This window comes from Streptomyces sp. NPDC006691, assembly GCF_042869955.1.
In the GTDB taxonomy this organism is placed as follows: domain Bacteria; phylum Actinomycetota; class Actinomycetes; order Streptomycetales; family Streptomycetaceae; genus Streptomyces.
Map to the genome: position 1 here is coordinate 31,494 of NZ_JBIAGW010000002.1, position 17,140 is coordinate 48,633.

The 17,140-nt window shown below is 72.0% G+C and carries 15 protein-coding genes; 2 read left to right on the forward strand and 13 right to left on the reverse strand.

Annotated features, from left to right (window positions below; genetic code table 11):
• Positions 1–66: 66 nt before the first annotated feature.
• From ACFYNP_RS03710 to ACFYNP_RS03755, 10 genes are all read right to left on the reverse strand, one after another.
• Positions 67–1,416 carry a sulfate adenylyltransferase subunit 1 gene (locus ACFYNP_RS03710; RefSeq protein ID WP_388782306.1) on the reverse strand — a complete coding sequence of 450 codons (1,350 nt, stop codon included), beginning with the start codon at positions 1,414–1,416 and terminating at the stop codon, positions 67–69.
• 1 nt (position 1,417) lies between these two features.
• A complete protein-coding gene (cysD, locus tag ACFYNP_RS03715) occupies positions 1,418–2,353 on the reverse strand; it encodes a sulfate adenylyltransferase subunit CysD (protein ID WP_189766265.1) in 936 nt (311 codons plus the stop codon).
• 118 nt (positions 2,354–2,471) lie between these two features.
• The gene (gene cysC / locus ACFYNP_RS03720; protein ID WP_388782309.1) at positions 2,472–3,017 is read right to left on the reverse strand and encodes an adenylyl-sulfate kinase; all 546 of its coding nucleotides are present in this window, start codon (positions 3,015–3,017) and stop codon (positions 2,472–2,474) included.
• Positions 3,018–3,049: 32 nt separating this feature from the next.
• Complete coding sequence (locus tag ACFYNP_RS03725) at positions 3,050–3,820, reverse strand: phosphoadenylyl-sulfate reductase (protein ID WP_388782311.1); 771 nt, start codon at positions 3,818–3,820, stop codon at positions 3,050–3,052.
• On the reverse strand, positions 3,817–3,996 hold the full coding sequence (locus tag ACFYNP_RS03730) for a hypothetical protein (protein ID WP_161256214.1): 180 nt from the start codon (positions 3,994–3,996) through the stop codon (positions 3,817–3,819). The genes ACFYNP_RS03725 and ACFYNP_RS03730 overlap by 4 nt, the downstream gene beginning before the upstream one ends.
• Positions 3,993–5,690 (reverse strand): nitrite/sulfite reductase, encoded by a 1,698-nt coding sequence (locus ACFYNP_RS03735; RefSeq protein ID WP_388782314.1) that lies wholly within the window; start codon positions 5,688–5,690, stop codon positions 3,993–3,995. The genes ACFYNP_RS03730 and ACFYNP_RS03735 overlap by 4 nt, the downstream gene beginning before the upstream one ends.
• 114 nt (positions 5,691–5,804) lie before the next feature.
• Complete coding sequence (locus ACFYNP_RS03740) at positions 5,805–5,888, reverse strand: putative leader peptide (RefSeq protein ID WP_310591794.1); 84 nt, start codon at positions 5,886–5,888, stop codon at positions 5,805–5,807.
• A gap of 92 nt (positions 5,889–5,980) precedes the next feature.
• Positions 5,981–6,547, reverse strand: coding sequence for a GNAT family N-acetyltransferase (locus ACFYNP_RS03745; RefSeq protein ID WP_388782317.1), 567 nt, complete (start codon positions 6,545–6,547; stop codon positions 5,981–5,983).
• Positions 6,548–6,590: 43 nt separating this feature from the next.
• Positions 6,591–7,844 carry a GAF domain-containing protein gene (locus ACFYNP_RS03750; protein WP_388405144.1) on the reverse strand — a complete coding sequence of 418 codons (1,254 nt, stop codon included), beginning with the start codon at positions 7,842–7,844 and terminating at the stop codon, positions 6,591–6,593.
• A gap of 402 nt (positions 7,845–8,246) precedes the next feature.
• Positions 8,247–9,881 (reverse strand): acyl-CoA dehydrogenase family protein, encoded by a 1,635-nt coding sequence (locus ACFYNP_RS03755; protein ID WP_388782320.1) that lies wholly within the window; start codon positions 9,879–9,881, stop codon positions 8,247–8,249.
• A 17-nt stretch (positions 9,882–9,898) separates the two neighbouring features.
• Here ACFYNP_RS03755 and ACFYNP_RS03760 point away from each other — a divergent pair, with 17 nt between their 5' ends.
• Positions 9,899–11,125: a YihY/virulence factor BrkB family protein gene (locus ACFYNP_RS03760; protein ID WP_388782323.1), complete on the forward strand. Its 1,227-nt coding sequence runs from the start codon at positions 9,899–9,901 to the stop codon at positions 11,123–11,125.
• 176 nt (positions 11,126–11,301) lie between these two features.
• On the opposite strand, the gene ACFYNP_RS03765 is transcribed toward ACFYNP_RS03760, so the two are convergent.
• From ACFYNP_RS03765 to ACFYNP_RS03775, 3 genes are all read right to left on the reverse strand, one after another.
• Positions 11,302–11,706 carry an ArsR/SmtB family transcription factor gene (locus ACFYNP_RS03765; protein WP_388403382.1) on the reverse strand — a complete coding sequence of 135 codons (405 nt, stop codon included), beginning with the start codon at positions 11,704–11,706 and terminating at the stop codon, positions 11,302–11,304.
• 214 nt (positions 11,707–11,920) lie between these two features.
• On the reverse strand, positions 11,921–13,339 hold the full coding sequence (locus ACFYNP_RS03770; protein WP_388782326.1) for a nitrate/sulfonate/bicarbonate ABC transporter ATP-binding protein: 1,419 nt from the start codon (positions 13,337–13,339) through the stop codon (positions 11,921–11,923).
• A gap of 46 nt (positions 13,340–13,385) precedes the next feature.
• Positions 13,386–15,134: an ABC transporter permease gene (locus ACFYNP_RS03775; protein WP_388403387.1), complete on the reverse strand. Its 1,749-nt coding sequence runs from the start codon at positions 15,132–15,134 to the stop codon at positions 13,386–13,388.
• Positions 15,135–15,767: 633 nt separating this feature from the next.
• Here ACFYNP_RS03775 and rsgA point away from each other — a divergent pair.
• The gene (rsgA, locus tag ACFYNP_RS03780; RefSeq protein WP_388782329.1) at positions 15,768–16,913 is read left to right on the forward strand and encodes a ribosome small subunit-dependent GTPase A; all 1,146 of its coding nucleotides are present in this window, start codon (positions 15,768–15,770) and stop codon (positions 16,911–16,913) included.
• Positions 16,914–17,140 lie beyond the last annotated feature (227 nt).

A 17,140-nucleotide genomic window follows, 5' to 3' on the forward strand; every position in this document is an offset into this window, starting at 1 on the left:
CGCTGCCGAGGGAGCCGCTGCCCACGCGGCCGCCCTCCTTCGCGAAGGTCGCATAGACGTTGGTCATCAGAAGTCCCAGCCCTCTTCGTCCTCGACCGTGGTGAGGACCTTGTGCGTGGCGAACGACTCGCCCGCCATGCCGGCGGCGAGCGTGGTGCCGTCCGCCGGGTCGATCAACAGGAAGGAACCGGTGCGCCGGGAGTCGGCGTAGGAGTCGAGCGCGAGGGGTTCGGCGGTGCGCACCTTGACCCGGCCGATGTCGTTGGCGACGAGCTGGCCCGGGTTGGGGTGCTGGGAGAGGTCGTCCAGGGTGAGCCGGGACTCGATCTCCTTGACGATCGCCTTGACCGTGCGGGTGGTGTGCTTGATCAGCACCCGCTGACCCACCGTCAGGGGCTGGTCGGCCACGTGGCAGACGGTCGCCTCGACGTCCTGGGTGGTGGCGGGCGCGTCCCCGCTCGGCACGATCAGATCGCCGCGCGAGATGTCGATGTCGTCCGCCAGAAGGAGCGTGACGGACTGCGGGGTCCAGGCGACGTCGACGGACTCGCCGAGCAGGTCGATCCCCGCCACCGTGCTGGTACGCCCCGACGGAAGCACGGTCACCGGCTCGCCGACCCGGAACGTGCCGGCCGCGATCTGGCCCGCGTAGCCCCGGTAGTCGGGGAGTTCGGCGGTCTGCGGCCGGATCACGTACTGCACGGGCAGCCGGGCGTGGCACGAGGTCAGGTCGTGGCTGACCGGCACCGTCTCCAGGTGTTCCAGAACGGTGGGCCCGCCGTACCAGTCCATGTTGGCGCTGGGCTCCACCACGTTGTCGCCCGCGAGCGCCGAGATCGGGATGGCCGTGATCTCCGGGACGCCCAACTCGCCGGCGTACGCGGTGAATTCCTCGGCGATCGAGGCGAAGACCTTCTCCTCGTACGCCACCAGGTCCATCTTGTTGACGGCCAGGACCACGTGCGGCACGCGCAGCAGGGCGGCGACCGCGGCGTGCCGGCGGGTCTGCTCGATGACGCCGTTGCGGGCGTCGACCAGGACCACGGCGAGGTCGGCGGTGGAGGCGCCGGTCACCATGTTCCGGGTGTACTGCACATGCCCCGGGGTGTCGGCCAGGATGAACCGGCGCCGGGGCGTGGCGAAGTAGCGGTAGGCCACGTCGATGGTGATGCCCTGCTCGCGCTCGGCCCGCAGGCCGTCGGTGAGCAGCGCCAGGTCGGGGGCTTCCTGGCCGCGCTTGAGGGAGGCCGCCTCGACGGCCTCCAACTGGTCGGTCAGGACCGACTTGGAGTCGTGCAGGAGCCGGCCCACCAGGGTGGACTTGCCGTCGTCGACGGACCCGGCGGTCGCGAAGCGCAGCAGGGTGGTGGCCGAAAGGTCGGCCAACTGCACCGCTGTGTCAACGGAGTTGGACATTCTAGAAGTACCCCTCGCGCTTGCGGTCTTCCATCGCGGCCTCGGACATCTTGTCGTCGGCGCGGGTGGCGCCCCGCTCGGTGAGCCTCGATGCGGCGATCTCGGTGATGACGGCGTCCAGCGTCGTGGCGTCGGAGTCGACGGCGCCGGTGCAGGACATGTCGCCGACCGTGCGGTAGCGCACCTGGCGCGTCTCGACGCTCTCGTCGGCCTTGGGGCCGCCCCACTCGCCCGCGGTCAGCCACATGCCGGACCGCTTGAACACCTCGCGCTCGTGCGCGAAGTAGATCTGCGGCAGGTCGATGTCCTCGCGGGCGATGTACTGCCACACGTCCAGCTCGGTCCAGTTGGACAGCGGGAACACGCGGACGTGCTCACCGGGGGCGTGCCGGCCGTTGTAGAGCTGCCACAGCTCGGGACGCTGACGGCGCGGGTCCCACTGCGAGAACTCGTCCCGCAGCGAGAACACCCGCTCCTTGGCGCGGGCCTTCTCCTCGTCGCGCCGGCCGCCGCCGAACACCGCGTCGAAGCGGTGCTCCTGGATGGCCTCGGTCAGCGGGAGGGTCTGGAGCGGGTTGCGGGTGCCGTCGGGGCGCTCGCGCAGCTTGCCCGCGTCGATGTAGTCCTGCACCGAGGCGACGTGCAGCCGCAGCCCGTGCTCGGCGACCACGCGGTCGCGGTAGGCGAGGACCTCGGGGAAGTTGTGCCCGGTGTCGACGTGCAGGAGCGTGAACGGAACCGCGGCCGGGGCGAACGCCTTCAGGGCCAGGTGCAGCATGACGATGGAGTCCTTGCCGCCGGAGAACAGGATCACCGGCCGCTCGAACTCACCCGCCACCTCACGGAAGATGTGGACCGCCTCGGACTCCAGGGCGTCCAGGTGGCTGAGCGCGTACGGGCTGTCGATGCCCTCGCCCGCGGTGATTGCGGAGGTCATGCTGTGCCCCATTCGTTCTCTCCCGAGGACGTCGTCCAGGGGGTGCCCCCACCGCCCGCGCGGCGCGCCGGTGCGGCTGTCGCGGTCGTCTGCGGCCCGGTGGCCGCGCGTGCCCCGCTCATGCCAGGCCCCTCTCGGTGAGCAGCGCAAGGAGCGCGGCCGCGGACTCCTGCACGGTCTGGGTGTGGGACTCGATCCGCAGATCCGGTGCCACGGGCGCCTCGTACGGGTCGTCGACGCCGGTCAGGCCGCTGATCTCGCCCGCCGCCTGCTTGGCGTACAGGCCCTTCACATCGCGGACGGAGCAGACCTCCACCGGGGTCGCGACATGCACCTCCAGATAGGCGGTGCCCTCGCTCTGGTGGCGCTTGCGCACCGCCTCGCGGCTGTCGGCGTACGGGGCGATCACCGGGACCAGGGCCTTCACGCCGTTGGCGGCGAGCAGTTCGGCGACGAAGCCGATCCGCTGCACATTGGTGTGCCGGTCCTCGCGGCTGAAGCCGAGGCCCGCCGAGAGGAACTCGCGGATCTCGTCGCCGTCGAGCACCTCCACCCGGTGCCCGGCCGCGCGCAGTTGGCCCGCGAGCTCGTAGGCGATGGTGGTCTTGCCGGCGCTCGGCAGACCGGTCAGCCAGATGGTGGCTCCCGTCTCCGTCACGCTCATCGAAGTCTCCTGATCATTCGTCTGACGGTCCGTCATCCGTGCAGCCCGCACTCGGTCTTGTTGCGCCCGGCCCAGCGTCCGGCCCGCGCGTCCTCGCCCTCGGCGACCCGGCGGGTGCAGGGGGCGCAGCCGATGGAGGGGTAGCCGTTCATGAGGAGGAGGTTGGTGATCACGCCGTGCTCGGCGACGTAGGCGTCCACGTCGTCCTGCGTCCAGCGGGCGATCGGCGACACCTTGACCTTCTGCCGCTTCTCGTCCCAGCCGACCACCGGGGTGTTCGCCCGGGTCGGGGACTCGTCGCGGCGCAGCCCGGTGGCCCAGGCGGCGTACGAACTCAGGCCCTGCTCAAGGGGCTTGACCTTGCGCAGCGCGCAGCACAGGTCGGGGTCGCGGTCGTGCAGCTTAGGGCCGTGCTCGGCGTCCTGCTCGGCCACGGTCTGACGCGGCGTCAGGGTGATGACGTTGACGTCCATCACCTCGGCGACCGCGTCCCGGGTGCCGATGGTCTCGGGGAAGTGGTAGCCGGTGTCGAGGAACACCACGTCCACGCCGGGCATCGCGCGGGAGGCGAGGTGGGCGACGACCGCGTCCTCCATGGAGGAGGTGACGCAGAAGCGCTTGCCGAAGGTGTCGGCGGCCCAGCGCAGGATCTCCAGGGGCGTGGACTCTTCGAGGTCCCGGCCGGCCTGCTCGGCGAGCGCCCTGAGCTCTGCGGCGGTGTGCCCGCCGAGGGCGCGGTCGGCCTGTCCGCCGTGGACCGGGCGCTCCCGGGCTGCTTCCGTGCCGGTCTGAGCGGCCGTCATATCGCTTCCCCTCCACCGTCGTTGCGCTGCACTCCGCGGGCGAGCAGCCCGAGGAACTTCAGCTGGAAGGCCCGGTTGCACGCCGCGCACTCCCAGGCGCCGTGACCGGTCTCGTTGGGCCGCAGGTCCTCGTCGCCGCAGTACGGGCAGTAGAAGGGGGCCGCGCGCTCGCTCATGACAGGGCCTCCTCGTCGGCGCGCGCCGCCCAGGTGGCGAACCGCTCGCCCTCGGCGCGCTCCGCCTGGAAGCGCGTGAGGACCCGCTCGACGTAGTCGGGCAGTTCGGCGGAGGTGACCTTCAGGCCGCGGACCTTGCGGCCGAAGCCGGCCTCCAGGCCGAGCGCGCCGCCCAGGTGCACCTGGAAGCCCTCGACCTGGTTGCCCTCGGCGTCCAGGACCAGCTGGCCCTTGAGGCCGATGTCGGCGACCTGGATGCGGGCGCAGGAGTTGGGGCAGCCGTTGATGTTGATGGTGATCGGCTCGTCGAACTCCGGCAGGCGGCGCTCCAGTTCGTCGATGAGCGAGGCGCCGCGCGCCTTGGTCTCGACGATGGCGAGCTTGCAGAACTCGATGCCGGTGCAGGCCATCGTGCCGCGCCGGAACGGCGAGGCGTCGACCTTGAGGCCGAGTGCCTCCAGACCGGCCACGAGCGAGTCGACGCGGCCCTCCTCGATGTCCAGCACGATCAGCTTCTGCTCGGCGGTGGTGCGCAGGCGCCCCGAGCCGTGCGTCTCGGCCAGCTCGGCGATCTTGCTCAGGGTGGCGCCGTCCACGCGGCCCACGCGGGGCGCGAAGCCGATGTAGAAGCGGCCGTCCTTCTGGCGGTGCACCCCGAGGTGGTCGCGCCAGACCTCCTTGGGCAGTTCGGGCGCGGGCCCGTCGACCAGCTTGCGCTTGAGGTACTCGTCCTCCAGGACCTGGCGGAACTTCTCCGCGCCCCAGTCGGCGACCAGGAACTTCAGGCGGGCGCGGGTGCGCAGCCGCCGGTAGCCGTAGTCACGGAAGATCGAGATGACGCCCTCGTACGCGTCGGGCACCTCGTCGAGCGGCACCCAGGCGCCGAGCCGCACCCCGAGCTTGGGGTTGGTGGAGAGCCCGCCGCCGACCCACAGGTCGAAGCCGGGGCCGTGCTCGGGGTGCTCGACCCCGACGAAGGCGATGTCGTTGATCTCGTGCGCGACGTCGAGCTGCGGCGATCCGGAGACGGCGCTCTTGAACTTGCGGGGCAGGTTGGAGAAGGCCGGATTGCCGATGTAGCGGCGCTGGATCTCGTCGATGGCCGGGCTGCCGTCGATGATCTCGTCCGCGGCGATGCCGGCGACCGGCGAGCCGAGGATGACGCGCGGGGTGTCGCCGCAGGCCTCGGTGGTGGACAGGCCGACCGCTTCGAGGCGGTTCCAGATCTCCGGGACGTCCTCGATGCGGATCCAGTGGTACTGGACGTTCTGCCGGTCGGTGAGGTCGGCGGTGCCGCGCGCGAACTCCTGCGAGATCTCGCCGATCACCCGCAGCTGCTCGGTGGTCAGACGGCCGCCGTCGATGCGGACGCGGAGCATGAAGTACTCGTCGTCCAGCTCCTCCGGCTCCAGGATCGCCGTCTTGCCGCCGTCGATGCCCTGGCGGCGCTGGGTGTACAGGCCCCACCAGCGCATCCGGCCGCGCAGGTCGTTGGGGTCGATCGAGTCGAAGCCGCGCTGGGAGTAGATCGTCTCAATGCGTGTCCGCACATTGAGACCGTCGTCGTCCTTCTTGAACTGCTCGTTCCCGTTGAGGGGCGTGAAGTGGCCGGCGGCCCACTGGCCTTCACCACGGTGGCGGCCCGGCTTGCGGCGGGGCGTCGTGGGGGCAGGGTCATCTGGGCTGGCGGCCATGGCGTATGTCCTTCGGGACTGCGGGTGGGCGGCTCTGACCTGCACACTCGCGCTTCGGCGCGGCGGTGCGCAGTCAAGACAGAGGGGAGAGGAATCGCGGCGTGACTGGCGGAATCAGCGTGCCGGACAGATGGCGCTGGACATGCGGCCGAGGTCGACGTGCCGCCGACTCACCAAGGCAATTCCAGTTCCAGACATGACGGAAGCGTGTCACGGGACTTTGGACCCAGTCCACCACTATCCACATGGTGGACAAAGCTGTCCCGCATCGTAAGACACTGTGGTCCGGGTCACTGGCCCGCGCCCGGCCAGGGGCCCGGTGCCGACACGTCCTCGGCCTGCTCCTCCTTGGTGTCGAAGAGCTTGAAGCCGCGTCGCAGGTAGTTGTCCATGGCGTGCTCCCCGTCCAGTGAGCAGGTGTGCACCCACACCCGCTCGGTGGCGGGCAGTTCCGGCCACCGCTCGGCCAGGTCCCAGGCCCGCCGCAGCCCCTGCGTCAGGAGGTGGCCGCCGATGCGCCGGCCGCGGAAGGCGGCGATCAGACCGAAGTAGACGATCTCCACCGAGCCGCCCGGCTGGGCCTCCAGTTCGACGTACCCGGCCGGCGTGCCCCGCTCGTACGCCACCCAGGTCTCGGTGCCGGGCTTGTCGAGCGCCCGCTGCCATTCGGCGTAGCTCCAGCCGAGGCGGTCGAGCCAGGTGATGTCGCCGCCGACCGCCGTATAGAGGAAGCGGCTGAACTCCGGCGAGGGCACCTCGGCGCGCACGATCGTGATGTCGTCCGCGGGCTCGGCGGCCGGCCGCAGATCGGCGGGGGAGGTCTGTTCCAGGGACCAGGTGGTCACGGTGATGGTCATGGACGTCAGGCAATCATGCGGCCCCCGAACCCTCCAACGCAGGTCAGGGGAGCCGGCCCCGGGCCGTCGCGACCGCCGGGGACAGGGAGTGGGGGAGCAGGTCCGCCGGCCGGCCGGGCCGGACGACCTCGACCCGTACGTCCTCGCTGAAGCGGTACGGGCGGTGGGCGAGCACCTCCGCGAGACGGCGGCGCAGCCGGGACATCTCGGCCCGTACGGTCACCGTGCGCGTCGGGTCCTCGAAGATGTCCTGGGCGAGCTGGGCGGCGCTGCGGCCCTCCCGGTTCAGGGCGAGCACGAAGAGCAGCTCGGCGTGGCGGGGGCTGAGCTCCTGCGTCCAGTCACCCGCGTCGCCGGAGACGGTCACCGTGCGGCGCCGGGGCCGGGAGAGGTCGAGCACGACCCGCCGGGCGGTGGCCGGGCCGGGCCCGGCCACCTCGTCGCCGACCCGGACGAGCCGGCCGCCGGGCAGCGGCTCGATGGTGCACATGCCGAGCGAGGGCAGCCAAACGCGCCCCGCCCGGGGCGACTTGGGCAGGGCAAGCCGGTCGGTGGGCGGCATGCCGGTGACCGCGGCGACCCAGCCGTTGTCGTCGACGGCAAGCGCCCGCCCGCCCACCCGGCACAGCACCGGCGCGGCCACCGTGCGCAGCCGTTCCAGGGCGGCGTAGTGCCGGCCGCGCAGCTCGGCCGCGGCGAGCCGGGCGACCGAGGTCACGAAGGAGAGCGTGGCGGGGTGCATGGTGCTCAGCGGACCGCTCACGTCCACCACGCCGAGCAGCCGCCCGTCGCGCGGGTCGACGATCGGTGCGCCCGCGCAGGTCCAGGTGTGGTGGGCGGCCACGAAGTGCTCGGCCGAGAACACCTGCACCGGCCGGCCGGTGACGAGCGGGGTGCCCACCCCGTTGGTGCCGGCCGACGTCTCGCTCCAGTCGGCGCCGACCTCGAACCCCAGGCTGTCGGCGAGCTTCAGGACGGAGGGGTGACCCTCGCGCCACAGCAGCCGGCCCTCGGCGTCCGAGACGACCATGATGTGCTGGGCCGCGTCCGCGACCGAGACCAGCGCGTCCCGCAGAACGGGCAGCACCTCCGCCAGCGGCGAGTGCCGTCGGCGCCGTTCGACCTCGGGCAGTGACAGCAGGCCCGCGTGGTTGTCCCCGTCCGGATCGAGTCCGCTGCGCAGCACCCGCCCCCAGGACTCCCCGATCTCCGTGCGCGGAGCGACCGTGGAGCTCCGGCCCGCGAGCGCGGCCGCCCGCACGCCCTTCAGGAGCCGGGTCGCCTTCTGGGCGTCCATGGCGGCCAGCCGGGCCACGTCCAGCGTGGTGGTGTGCACGGAATCCTCCTGCCGTCGACACCGGCGCCGGCGGGGCCGGGCTCGGCTGTCCTGAATTCATCGTGCCCGCCCGGTAGTTGGCGCGCGGCGATATGCCCCACATGGTTGCAACCCTTTGCAACTCTCGCGAACGGCCGTGCGTGTGTACGAAGGTGGCAGTGCACCGGAAGTCCGGTCGTCATGCTCCGTCCTCGGACGCATGAGAGTGCGGGGGTGGTGCCGTGTCGGCGCAGCACCACCCCCGACGGACCGCCCCGGGCGCCGCTTTTCGGCCGCGCCCCGGGCCCCGGCTCACCCGTCGACGGGGCCGCGCCCACACCTCGACTCGACGCGGCCCCCGCTCACACCTCGACGGGGCTCCGCTCACGCCTCGACGCGGGCCCGCTCCACCACGGACGCCAGGTCGAGCGAGTGCGGCAGCGTCCCGAACGCCGCCCCCCAGTCGCCGCCGAGCCGTGAGGCGCAGAACGCGTCCGCGACCTCCGGCGGCGCCCAGCGCACGAGCAGCGAGCCCTGGAGCACCAGCGCCATCCGCTCCACCAGACGCCGGGCGCGACCCTCGATGCCGTCCAGATCGGCGAGTTCGGTCAGCAGGTCCTTGATCGCCCCGTCGAGGCGGTGGTCCGCGCCGCGCGCCGTGCCGACCTCCTGGAGGAAGGCGTTGATGGCCGCCGGCTCGCGCTGGAGCGCCCGCAGCACGTCCAGGGCCTGGACGTTGCCCGAGCCCTCCCAGATCGAGTTCAGCGGCGCCTCCCGCAGCAGCCGCGGCATCCCGGACTCCTCGACGTACCCGTTGCCGCCGAGGCATTCGAGCGCCTCGCCCGCCACCGGCGTACACCGCTTGGTGACCCAGTACTTGGCGGCCGGCACCGCGAGCCGCAGGAACGCCCGCTCCTCGTCGGTGTCGGCGTCGTAGGCGGCGGCGAGCCGCAGCGCGAGGGTGGTGGCGGCCTCCGACTCCAGGGCCAGGTCGGCCAGCACGTTGCGCATCAGCGGCTTCTCGATGAGCACCCCGCCGAACGCGCTGCGGTAGGAGGCGTGGTGGACCGCCTGGGTCACGGCCTGCCGCATGATCGCGGCCGAGCCGATCACACAGTCGAGGCGGGTCGCGGCCACCATCTCGATGATGGTGCGCACCCCGCGGCCCTCCTCGCCGACCCGGCGCGCCCACGTCCCGTCGAACTCGACCTCGCTGGAGGCGTTCGACTTGTTGCCCAGCTTGTCCTTGAGGCGCTGGATCGCGAACGCGTTGCGGGAGCCGTCGGCCAGCACGCGCGGCACCAGGAAGCACGTGAGACCGCCCGGAGCCTGGGCGAGCACCAGGAACCCGTCGCTCATCGGCGCCGAGCAGAACCACTTGTGCCCGGTCAGGACGTACTCGCCGTCGGTGCCGAGCGGGGCCGCCGAGGTGGTGTTGGCCCGTACGTCGCTGCCGCCCTGCTTCTCCGTCATGCCCATGCCGAAGAGGACACCGCCCTTCTCGGCGGCGGGCCGCAGCCCCTGCTCGTACACGTGCGAGGTGAGCCGCGGCTCCCATTCGGCGGCCAGCGCCGGGTCGGTCCGCAGCGCGGGTACGGCCGCGTGCGTCATGGAGACCGGGCAGCCGTGCCCGCCCTCCGCCTGCGTCCACACCAGGAACCCGGCGGCCCGGCGCACATGCCCGGCGGGCCGTCCCCAGGCGTCGGTGAGGCCCGACGACACGGCCTTGCCGAGCAGCCGGTGCCAGCTCGGATGGAACTCGACCTCGTCGATCCGGTTGCCGTAGCGGTCGTGGGTGCGCAGCGTCGGCGGGTTCTCGTTCGCCAGCACACCCCACTCCTGGGCCTGGGCCGATCCCGCCGACCGTCCGAGGACCGCGAGCTCCTCCTGGACGCCGTCGAGGAGCTCCGGCGCTACATGCCGCTCGACCGCCTCGCCAAGGGCCCGGTCGGCGGTGAAGACGTCGTACCCGACCAGGGGCGGAGCCTGGTTGGTCACTGTGTGGGTGGTGGCTGCCATGCCGATACGGTAAGGACGTGCAGCCAGCAAATGAAACACCCGAGCGGACATCCGGCCGCCTTCATCGGGCCCGCGTCCTCTACCGCAACGTCTCCAAGCGGAAATTGGGCTGGCTGCTCCTCAAGGACACGGTCAACTCCTGTGTGGAGTACCGGATCCTGGGCCTGGCCGCCGAGGCCGCGTTCTTCACGCTGCTCTCGCTGCCTCCGCTGCTGCTCAGTGTCATCGCGCTGCTCGGCTACGTGGACGGCTGGACCAGCACCCACACCGTCGCCAGCATCGAGCAGAACATCCTGAACGCGGCCGGGACCGTGCTGTCCGACCGCGGGGTGCACGAGTTCGCGCAGCCGCTCCTGGACGACGTCACCAAGGGCAAACGCCCGGAAATCGTCTCCATCGGCTTCGCCATCGCCCTGTGGTCGGGCTCGCGCGCGGTCAACGTCTTCATCGACACCATCACCGTGATGTACGGGCTCGACGGGCATCGCGGCATCGTGAAGACCCGGGCGCTCTCGCTGGTCCTCTACATCGTGGCGCTGCTGATCGGCGCGGTCGTGCTGCCGCTCGCGGTGGTCGGCCCGGACCGCGTGGTGGAGTGGATCCCCTGGGGCACGGACGTGATCAGCTTCCTGTACTGGCCGACCATGATCCTGCTGTCCATCGCCTTCCTCACCACCCTCTTCCACGTCTCGGTGCCGGTCCGCTCACCGTGGATCGAGGACGTGCCGGGCGCGCTCGTGGCCCTGGCGATGTGGGTGCTCGGCTCGTTCCTGCTGCGGATCTATCTGACCAGCACGGTGGAGGGCCCCACCATCTACGGCTCCCTCGCCGCGCCCATCGCGGTGCTGCTGTGGATCGGCATCTCGGCGTTCGCGGTGCTGGTCGGCGCGGCCGTCAACGCCGCCATCGACCGGGTGTGGCCCTCGGTCGCCACGGCCGCGGCCCGCGAGGCGGGCGAGCGGGTCAGGGCCGCGCAGGCCGCCGAGATCGTGGCCCGCTCCCAGCCGGTGCAGGCCATGCTCTTCGACGGCACGGAGGACGGGGACGAGGCGGGCGACCCGGGCATGCCGTCCGAATTCCCCGAACGCTGGTCGAAGTTCCTGCCCCCCGAGGACGTCAAGTCCCGGCTGCACACCGTGCGCAAGCACGAGGAGAAGCCGTCGGGCAAGGCGCCGGAGAAGCCCCCGCACGGCCACGAGAAGTCCCCGCGCGGCCACGAGAAGTCCCCGCGCGACCAGGACTGACGGGCGGGCCGCATGGCTGACGGGCGGCCGCCTGGTCGCCGGCCCCGACACCCGTGCGTACGTCCCCGACGCGGCCTCCGGCCCACGGATGCCGCGATCCGGTTCGCCTGCCGGGCGCGGTGCCACCCCGGGCGCCCCGGGACACGCCGCCCCGGCCGCGCACGCCGGGCGGGCCGCTATTCGGTGACCGGGCGCGGGGCTCCGGCCCTGCGGGTGGCCCGGGCCGGGACGGTCTCGCCCGTGGGTGCGGGGCCGCTCGACGCGGTGGCCTCGGGCGACACCGTGACGGCCACCACGGACGCCTCCTCAAGGAGCCCCCGCACTCCCGGGTGGGCGGCGCGGTAGTAGATCCGCGTGCCCTCGCGCCGCGAGGCGACGAGCCCGGCGGCGCGCAGCTTGGCCAGGTGCTGCGAGGTGGCGGCGACATGCGCGCCCAGGATGTCCGCGAGCGCGCTCACCGGCAGTTCGGCCCCGCCGAGCGCCCACAGCAGGCGGTACCGCGACGGGTCGGCCACCGCCTTCAGTACGGCGACCGCCCGGTCGGCCCGCTCCGCGTCCCAGCTGTCCATTTGCGCTCCCATGCAAATAGCGTAACGGGGGTGCGGGGTACTGCGCGCTGCCGTGAGGGGCGCGGGTACGTGAGGGGCGCGGGGAGCTGCGCGAGGGGACGCGTCGACCCGCGGACGAAAGACGTCCTGCCCGCAAGCCCGCGGGGCGGGCCCAGCTTGGGGCCCGGGGCCCCAGGCTCCCGGGCGCTTGGCAGGCGTGGAACGGGAAGCGCCCGCCCGGCCGGGGCTACGCCGCGGCGGCCTCGTCGAGCCGGTACTCCTCGCGCTCCGCGTCGTACCCGAACAGCTCGGCGTAGCGGCCCCAGTCCGTCGCGGTCTCCAGCTGCTGGGCGACCTGTTCGCTCGTGTAGTGGTGGGCCAGGACGTCCCGGAAGAAGCCGGCCCGCAGGGCGGCCTCGGGGTTCTGGCGCAGGCTGGTGGTGATCAGGCGGACCAGCGGCGCGTCCACCGCCGCCTCCGCGAAGATCTCCTTGGACCGGCGTACGTCCGCGCCTGCGAACGTGCTGCCCCGGTCGGTCAGGACCAGGTCGTCACCGGTGACGACCGCGAAGCCGAGCAGGTCCAGGGCGTCGACCAGCGGCAGTACGTCGTCGATCTCCAGGCCCAGATCGTCCGCGAGGTCCGCGAGGTCGCAGCTGCCGCCACGGTGGGCGACCATCTCGGCCAGGCCCGACAGACCGTCCACGCTCGCGCCGGGCAGCGGGCTGTTCGCGGGGGTGCGCCGGTCGGGCTCGATGCCCTCGGCGCGGCCCGGGAGCGGGGTCTGACCGGCCCGGACCGGGCTGGGACCCGACCCGTGGGTCTCCTTCACGCGGCCCGTCATCGTGCGGTAGACCCGGTCGATGAGCTCCTCGAACGCCGGCGCGTCACGGTTGCGCGGCCGTTCCAGACCCACCTCGAACGTCTCGCGGATCGTGCCGTAGGGCCGGGAGCCGAGCACCACGATCCGGTCGGCCATCAGAACCGCCTCCTCGATGTTGTGGGTCACCAGGACGATCGCCCGGGTCGGGAACTGGCCCGACTCCCACAGCTCCATGAGCTCGCCGCGCAGGTTCTCCGCGGTCAGTACGTCGAGCGCGGAGAAGGGTTCGTCCATCATCAGGACGTCCGGCTCGACGACGAGGGCCCGCGCGAAGCCGACGCGCTGGCGCATGCCGCCCGACAGCTCCTTGGGATAGGCGGACTCGAAGCCGTCGAGGCCGATCAGGTCGATGGCCTGGCGGGCCGCCTGTGACCGCGCGTCCGCCGGCACGCCCCGTGCCTCCAGGCCCAGTTCGACGTTTTGCAGCACGGTCAGCCAGGGCAGCAGCGCGAAGGTCTGGAACACCATGGCGGTGCCCGGGTTGGCGCCGGTCAGCGGGGCGCCCCGGTAGGACACCGTGCCCGAGCTCGGCGGTACGAGCCCGGCCAGACAGCGCAGCAGCGTCGACTTGCCCGACCCCGACTTGCCGAGCAGCGCGACGACCTCGCCGGCCCGCACCTGGAGGTCGATGCCGCCGAGTACGGGCAGCTCGCCGTCGGCGCCCGCGTACGCCTTGGTCAGGCCGACGGTTTCGAGCAGGACCTCCCCGTCGGCCGGGCGGGGCGGCCGCGGGGCGACGGCGTGCCGTGCGCTGCGCAGGTTGCGCAGGGTGTTCAGAACCATGGGGGGCTCCAGGAAGGCTGAGGGGTGTCGGAGGGCGGGGCGGGCGTCAGAGGGCGAAGCGGGTGTCGGCGAGCCGGTACAGGCGGCGCCACAGCAGGCGGTTGAGGCCGACGACGTACAGGCTCATCACCGCCACGCCGGCCAGCAGGTGCGGGAAGTCGCCGGCGGCGGTGGCCTTCGCGATGTAGGCGCCGAGGCCGGTGGCCGTGAGGGTGGTGCCGCCGAAGGTGACGACCTCCGCGACGATGGAGGCGTTCCAGGCGCCGCCCGACGCGGTGATGCCGCCGGTCACGTACGCCGGGAAGATGCCGGGCAGGATCAGCCGCTTCCAGCGCTGCCGGCCGCGTACGCCCAGGTCGTCCATGGCCTCGCGCAGATCGCTGGGGATCGACATGGCGCCCGCGATGGTGTTGAAGAGGATGTACCACTGGGCGCCGAGCGCCATCAGGAGGATGCCGCCGATGTTGATGGACAGGCCGGTCTTCAGGAAGAACCAGACGGCCAGCGGGAAGAGGAAGTTGGCGGGGAAGCTGGCGAGTACCTGGACGACGGGCTGGGCGATGCGGGTCAGCCGGGGCGAGAAGCCGATCTTCACGCCGATCGGCACCCAGATGACGGTGGCCGCGGCCACCAGGACCACCACCCGGGCCAGCGTGGCGAGGCCGAGCAGCAGCGGCTCGCCGAAGACGCCGAGCCCCGTCTGTTCCTGGAGGTAGCGGCCCAGGTCGAACAGGCCCCACAGGATGAGTCCGCCCGCCACGACGGTGAAGGTGATGTCCCCGGTGCGCCGGCGGGTGGCGTCGACGCCGAGCGGCCGGTCGTCGGTGCCGAGGAGCCGGCCCGCGCGGCCCAGGGCCCGCCCGGCCGGCCGGAACACCTTCCCGAGCAGCTGGGGCCAGGTGGAGCGGCGCAGGAAGTCCAGCACGAGCGAGCGCTGGACCTCGCCCGCCTCGGACTGCTCGTTCTTGAACTTCTCGGCCCAGGCGGTCAGCGGCCGCCAGAAGACGAAGTTCACGCCGATGACCATCACGGCCATGGTGAGGATGGCCCAGCCGACCTTGCCGAGGTCGCCGTCGGTGATGGCGGCGCCGGCGTACGAGCCGACGCCGGGCAGCGCGTAGTCCTTGTTGTTGACGCTGATCGCCTCGGACGCGACGAGGAAGAACCAGCCGCCGCCGAAGCTCAGCATCCCGTTCCAGACCAGGCTGATCATCCCGGACGGCAGCTCGACCTTCCAGAACCGCATCCACCGCGTGAACCTGAACGACCGTGACAGCTCGTCGAGTTCCCGCGGGAGCGAGGTGAGGGACTGGTAGAAGCCGAACGTCATGTTCCATGCCTGCGAGGTGAAGATCGCGAAGATCGACGCGCATTCGAGGCCCAGCATCGAGCCGGGGAACAGGGCGATGAACCCGCTGACGGCGACGGTGAGGAAGCCGAGCACCGGCACCGACTGAAGGATGTCGAGCGCCGGGATCAGGACGCGCTCAAGGCGCCGGCTCTTCGCGGCGGCCAGTGCGTACACGAAGGTGAAGACCAGCGAGGCGGCGAGCGCGATGAACATGCGCAGGAGCGAGCGCGCGGCGTCGTAGGGCAGCTGGGCCGGATCGGTGTCGACCTTGATCGACTGATCGGTGGAGAACCGGACCGTGGTGCCGTGGCCGACCTGGAGCACGACGTAGAAGAGCACGAGCACGGCCGCGGCGACCACCGCGTCGACCCAGCTCAGCCGGGCCAGGCGCCCTGCGAAGCGGGAGGTGACCCGCGGTGCGGGGTTGCTCGTCCGGAACGACATCACAAGAGACCTCCGACCACACTGTGGGCACAGGAGTCCCGGAGGCGCGACCGCGCACCCCGGCGTGGCGGAGCCCGACGTGGTGAGAAAGGAAAGGGGTGGGGAAGGGTCAGCGACGCCCGGCGGGGCGGTGCGGACTGGGAGGATCCGCGTCCATGGCTGCCCCCTTCGGTGATGCGGTGTCCAGCGGCTTCAGCAGTCTGACGCTTCTTGCGCCCATACGCAAATAAGGGGATGCGGGTACGTCCCGGGGGAGCGGGACCGGTCTCTTCGGATGGCCCAACAGGGGCCTTGGGCAAGGTGGTTGGCCGTCGGCGGACATTCCGTGCGGCGCGGGCGGCGGACGCGGAACGCGAGCAGGCCGCCCTGTTCGGCCTCGCGTCCGGTACGCGATTTATTCGCTGGCGCCGTCGGGCCGGGTGCGCTTAGAGTCGGCACTGTTCGAGCGGGACGACACATCGTCGTCGCCGGTACTGAGACGTGGTTGGGGAGGTGTGAACGATGGCTGTCGTTGCGAAGGGCGCTGCCCGCATCCCGGAGTTCATCCACACCATGCCCGCGGTCTCCGGCTGACCGACTTCTTCCACCACGCCTGTGCGCGTGGCGCCGGGGCCGCCCTTCGAAGGGTTTCCCTTGTCTTCCTCGTTCTCCCTCTCGCAGCACACCTCTGAGCTCTCCGGCTCCGCGTTCAACAGCTCCGCTCCCGCGCTCCCGCTCGCCGCGTACGGCTGGGACGACGGCTGGGCCGCGGAGTTCGCCCCGTACGCCGCGCAGGGCCTGGTGCCCGGCCGGGTGGTACGGGTCGACCGCGGCCAGTGCGACATCGTGACCGCCGACGGCACGCTGCGCGCCGACACCGCGTTCGTCACCCCGCACGATCCGCTGCGGGTCATCTGCACGGGCGACTGGGCGGCCGTCGAGCCGGTCGGCGACCCGCACTTCGTCCGTACGTATCTGCCTCGGCGCACCGCGTTCGTGCGCAGCACCTCCTCCAACCGGTCCGAGGGGCAGATCCTCGCGGCCAACGTCGACCACGCGATCATCGCGGTGTCGCTCGCCGTCGAGCTCGACCTGGGCCGGATCGAGCGCTTCCTGGCGCTGGGCTGGGAGTCGGGCGCCCGGCCGCTCGTCGTGCTCACCAAGGCCGACCTGGTTCCCGACCCGGCCGGGCTCTCCTACCTCGTCCAGGACGTGACGACGGCCGCGCCCGGGGTTCAGGTGCTGCCGGTCAGCTCGACGAGCGGGGAGGGCGTCGAGGCCCTGGCCGCGGTCGTCGCGGGCGGCACCAGCGTGCTGCTCGGGCAGTCCGGTGCGGGCAAGTCCACGCTGGCCAACGCGCTGCTCGGGGACGAGGTGATGGCGGTGCAGTCCGCGCGTGAGGTGGACGGCAAGGGCCGCCACACCACGACCACCCGCAACCTGCTTGCGCTGCCCGGCGGGGGCGTGCTCATCGACACGCCCGGGCTGCGCGGGGTCGGGCTCTACGACGCGGAGTCGGGTGTCGGGCAGGTCTTCGCCGAGATCGAGGCGCTGGCCGCCGAGTGCCGCTTCCACGACTGCGCGCACCAGGCGGAGCCGGGGTGCGCGGTGCTGGCCGCGATCGAGGACGGCTCGCTGGCGGTGCGCCGCCTGGACAGCTACCGCAAGCTGCTCCGCGAGAACCAGCGGATCGTGGCCAAGACGGATGCGCGGTTGCGGGCGGAGATCCGCCGGGACTGGAAGGCGAAGGGGGCGGAGGGGCGGGCCAACGGGGCCCTCAAGCGGGGCCGCCTCCGCTGAGCCCCCCTTCCGCCCACCTGCCCGCCCGTGACCCGGGGTCGGTTGGTTCCGGCCCCTGGGGCTCCGCCCCAGGGGCCGTATCGCGCCTTGAGGGCGCTCGTCCTCGAACTCCCCCAAGGCCTTCAGGGCCAGGGGTCCCCATGACGGGCTGAGTTGCTCCGGTGCGGGCCAGCACCGAGGCATTGAGAGGCGCGGGGAACTGCGAGACAAGCCACGCACGACCCGCA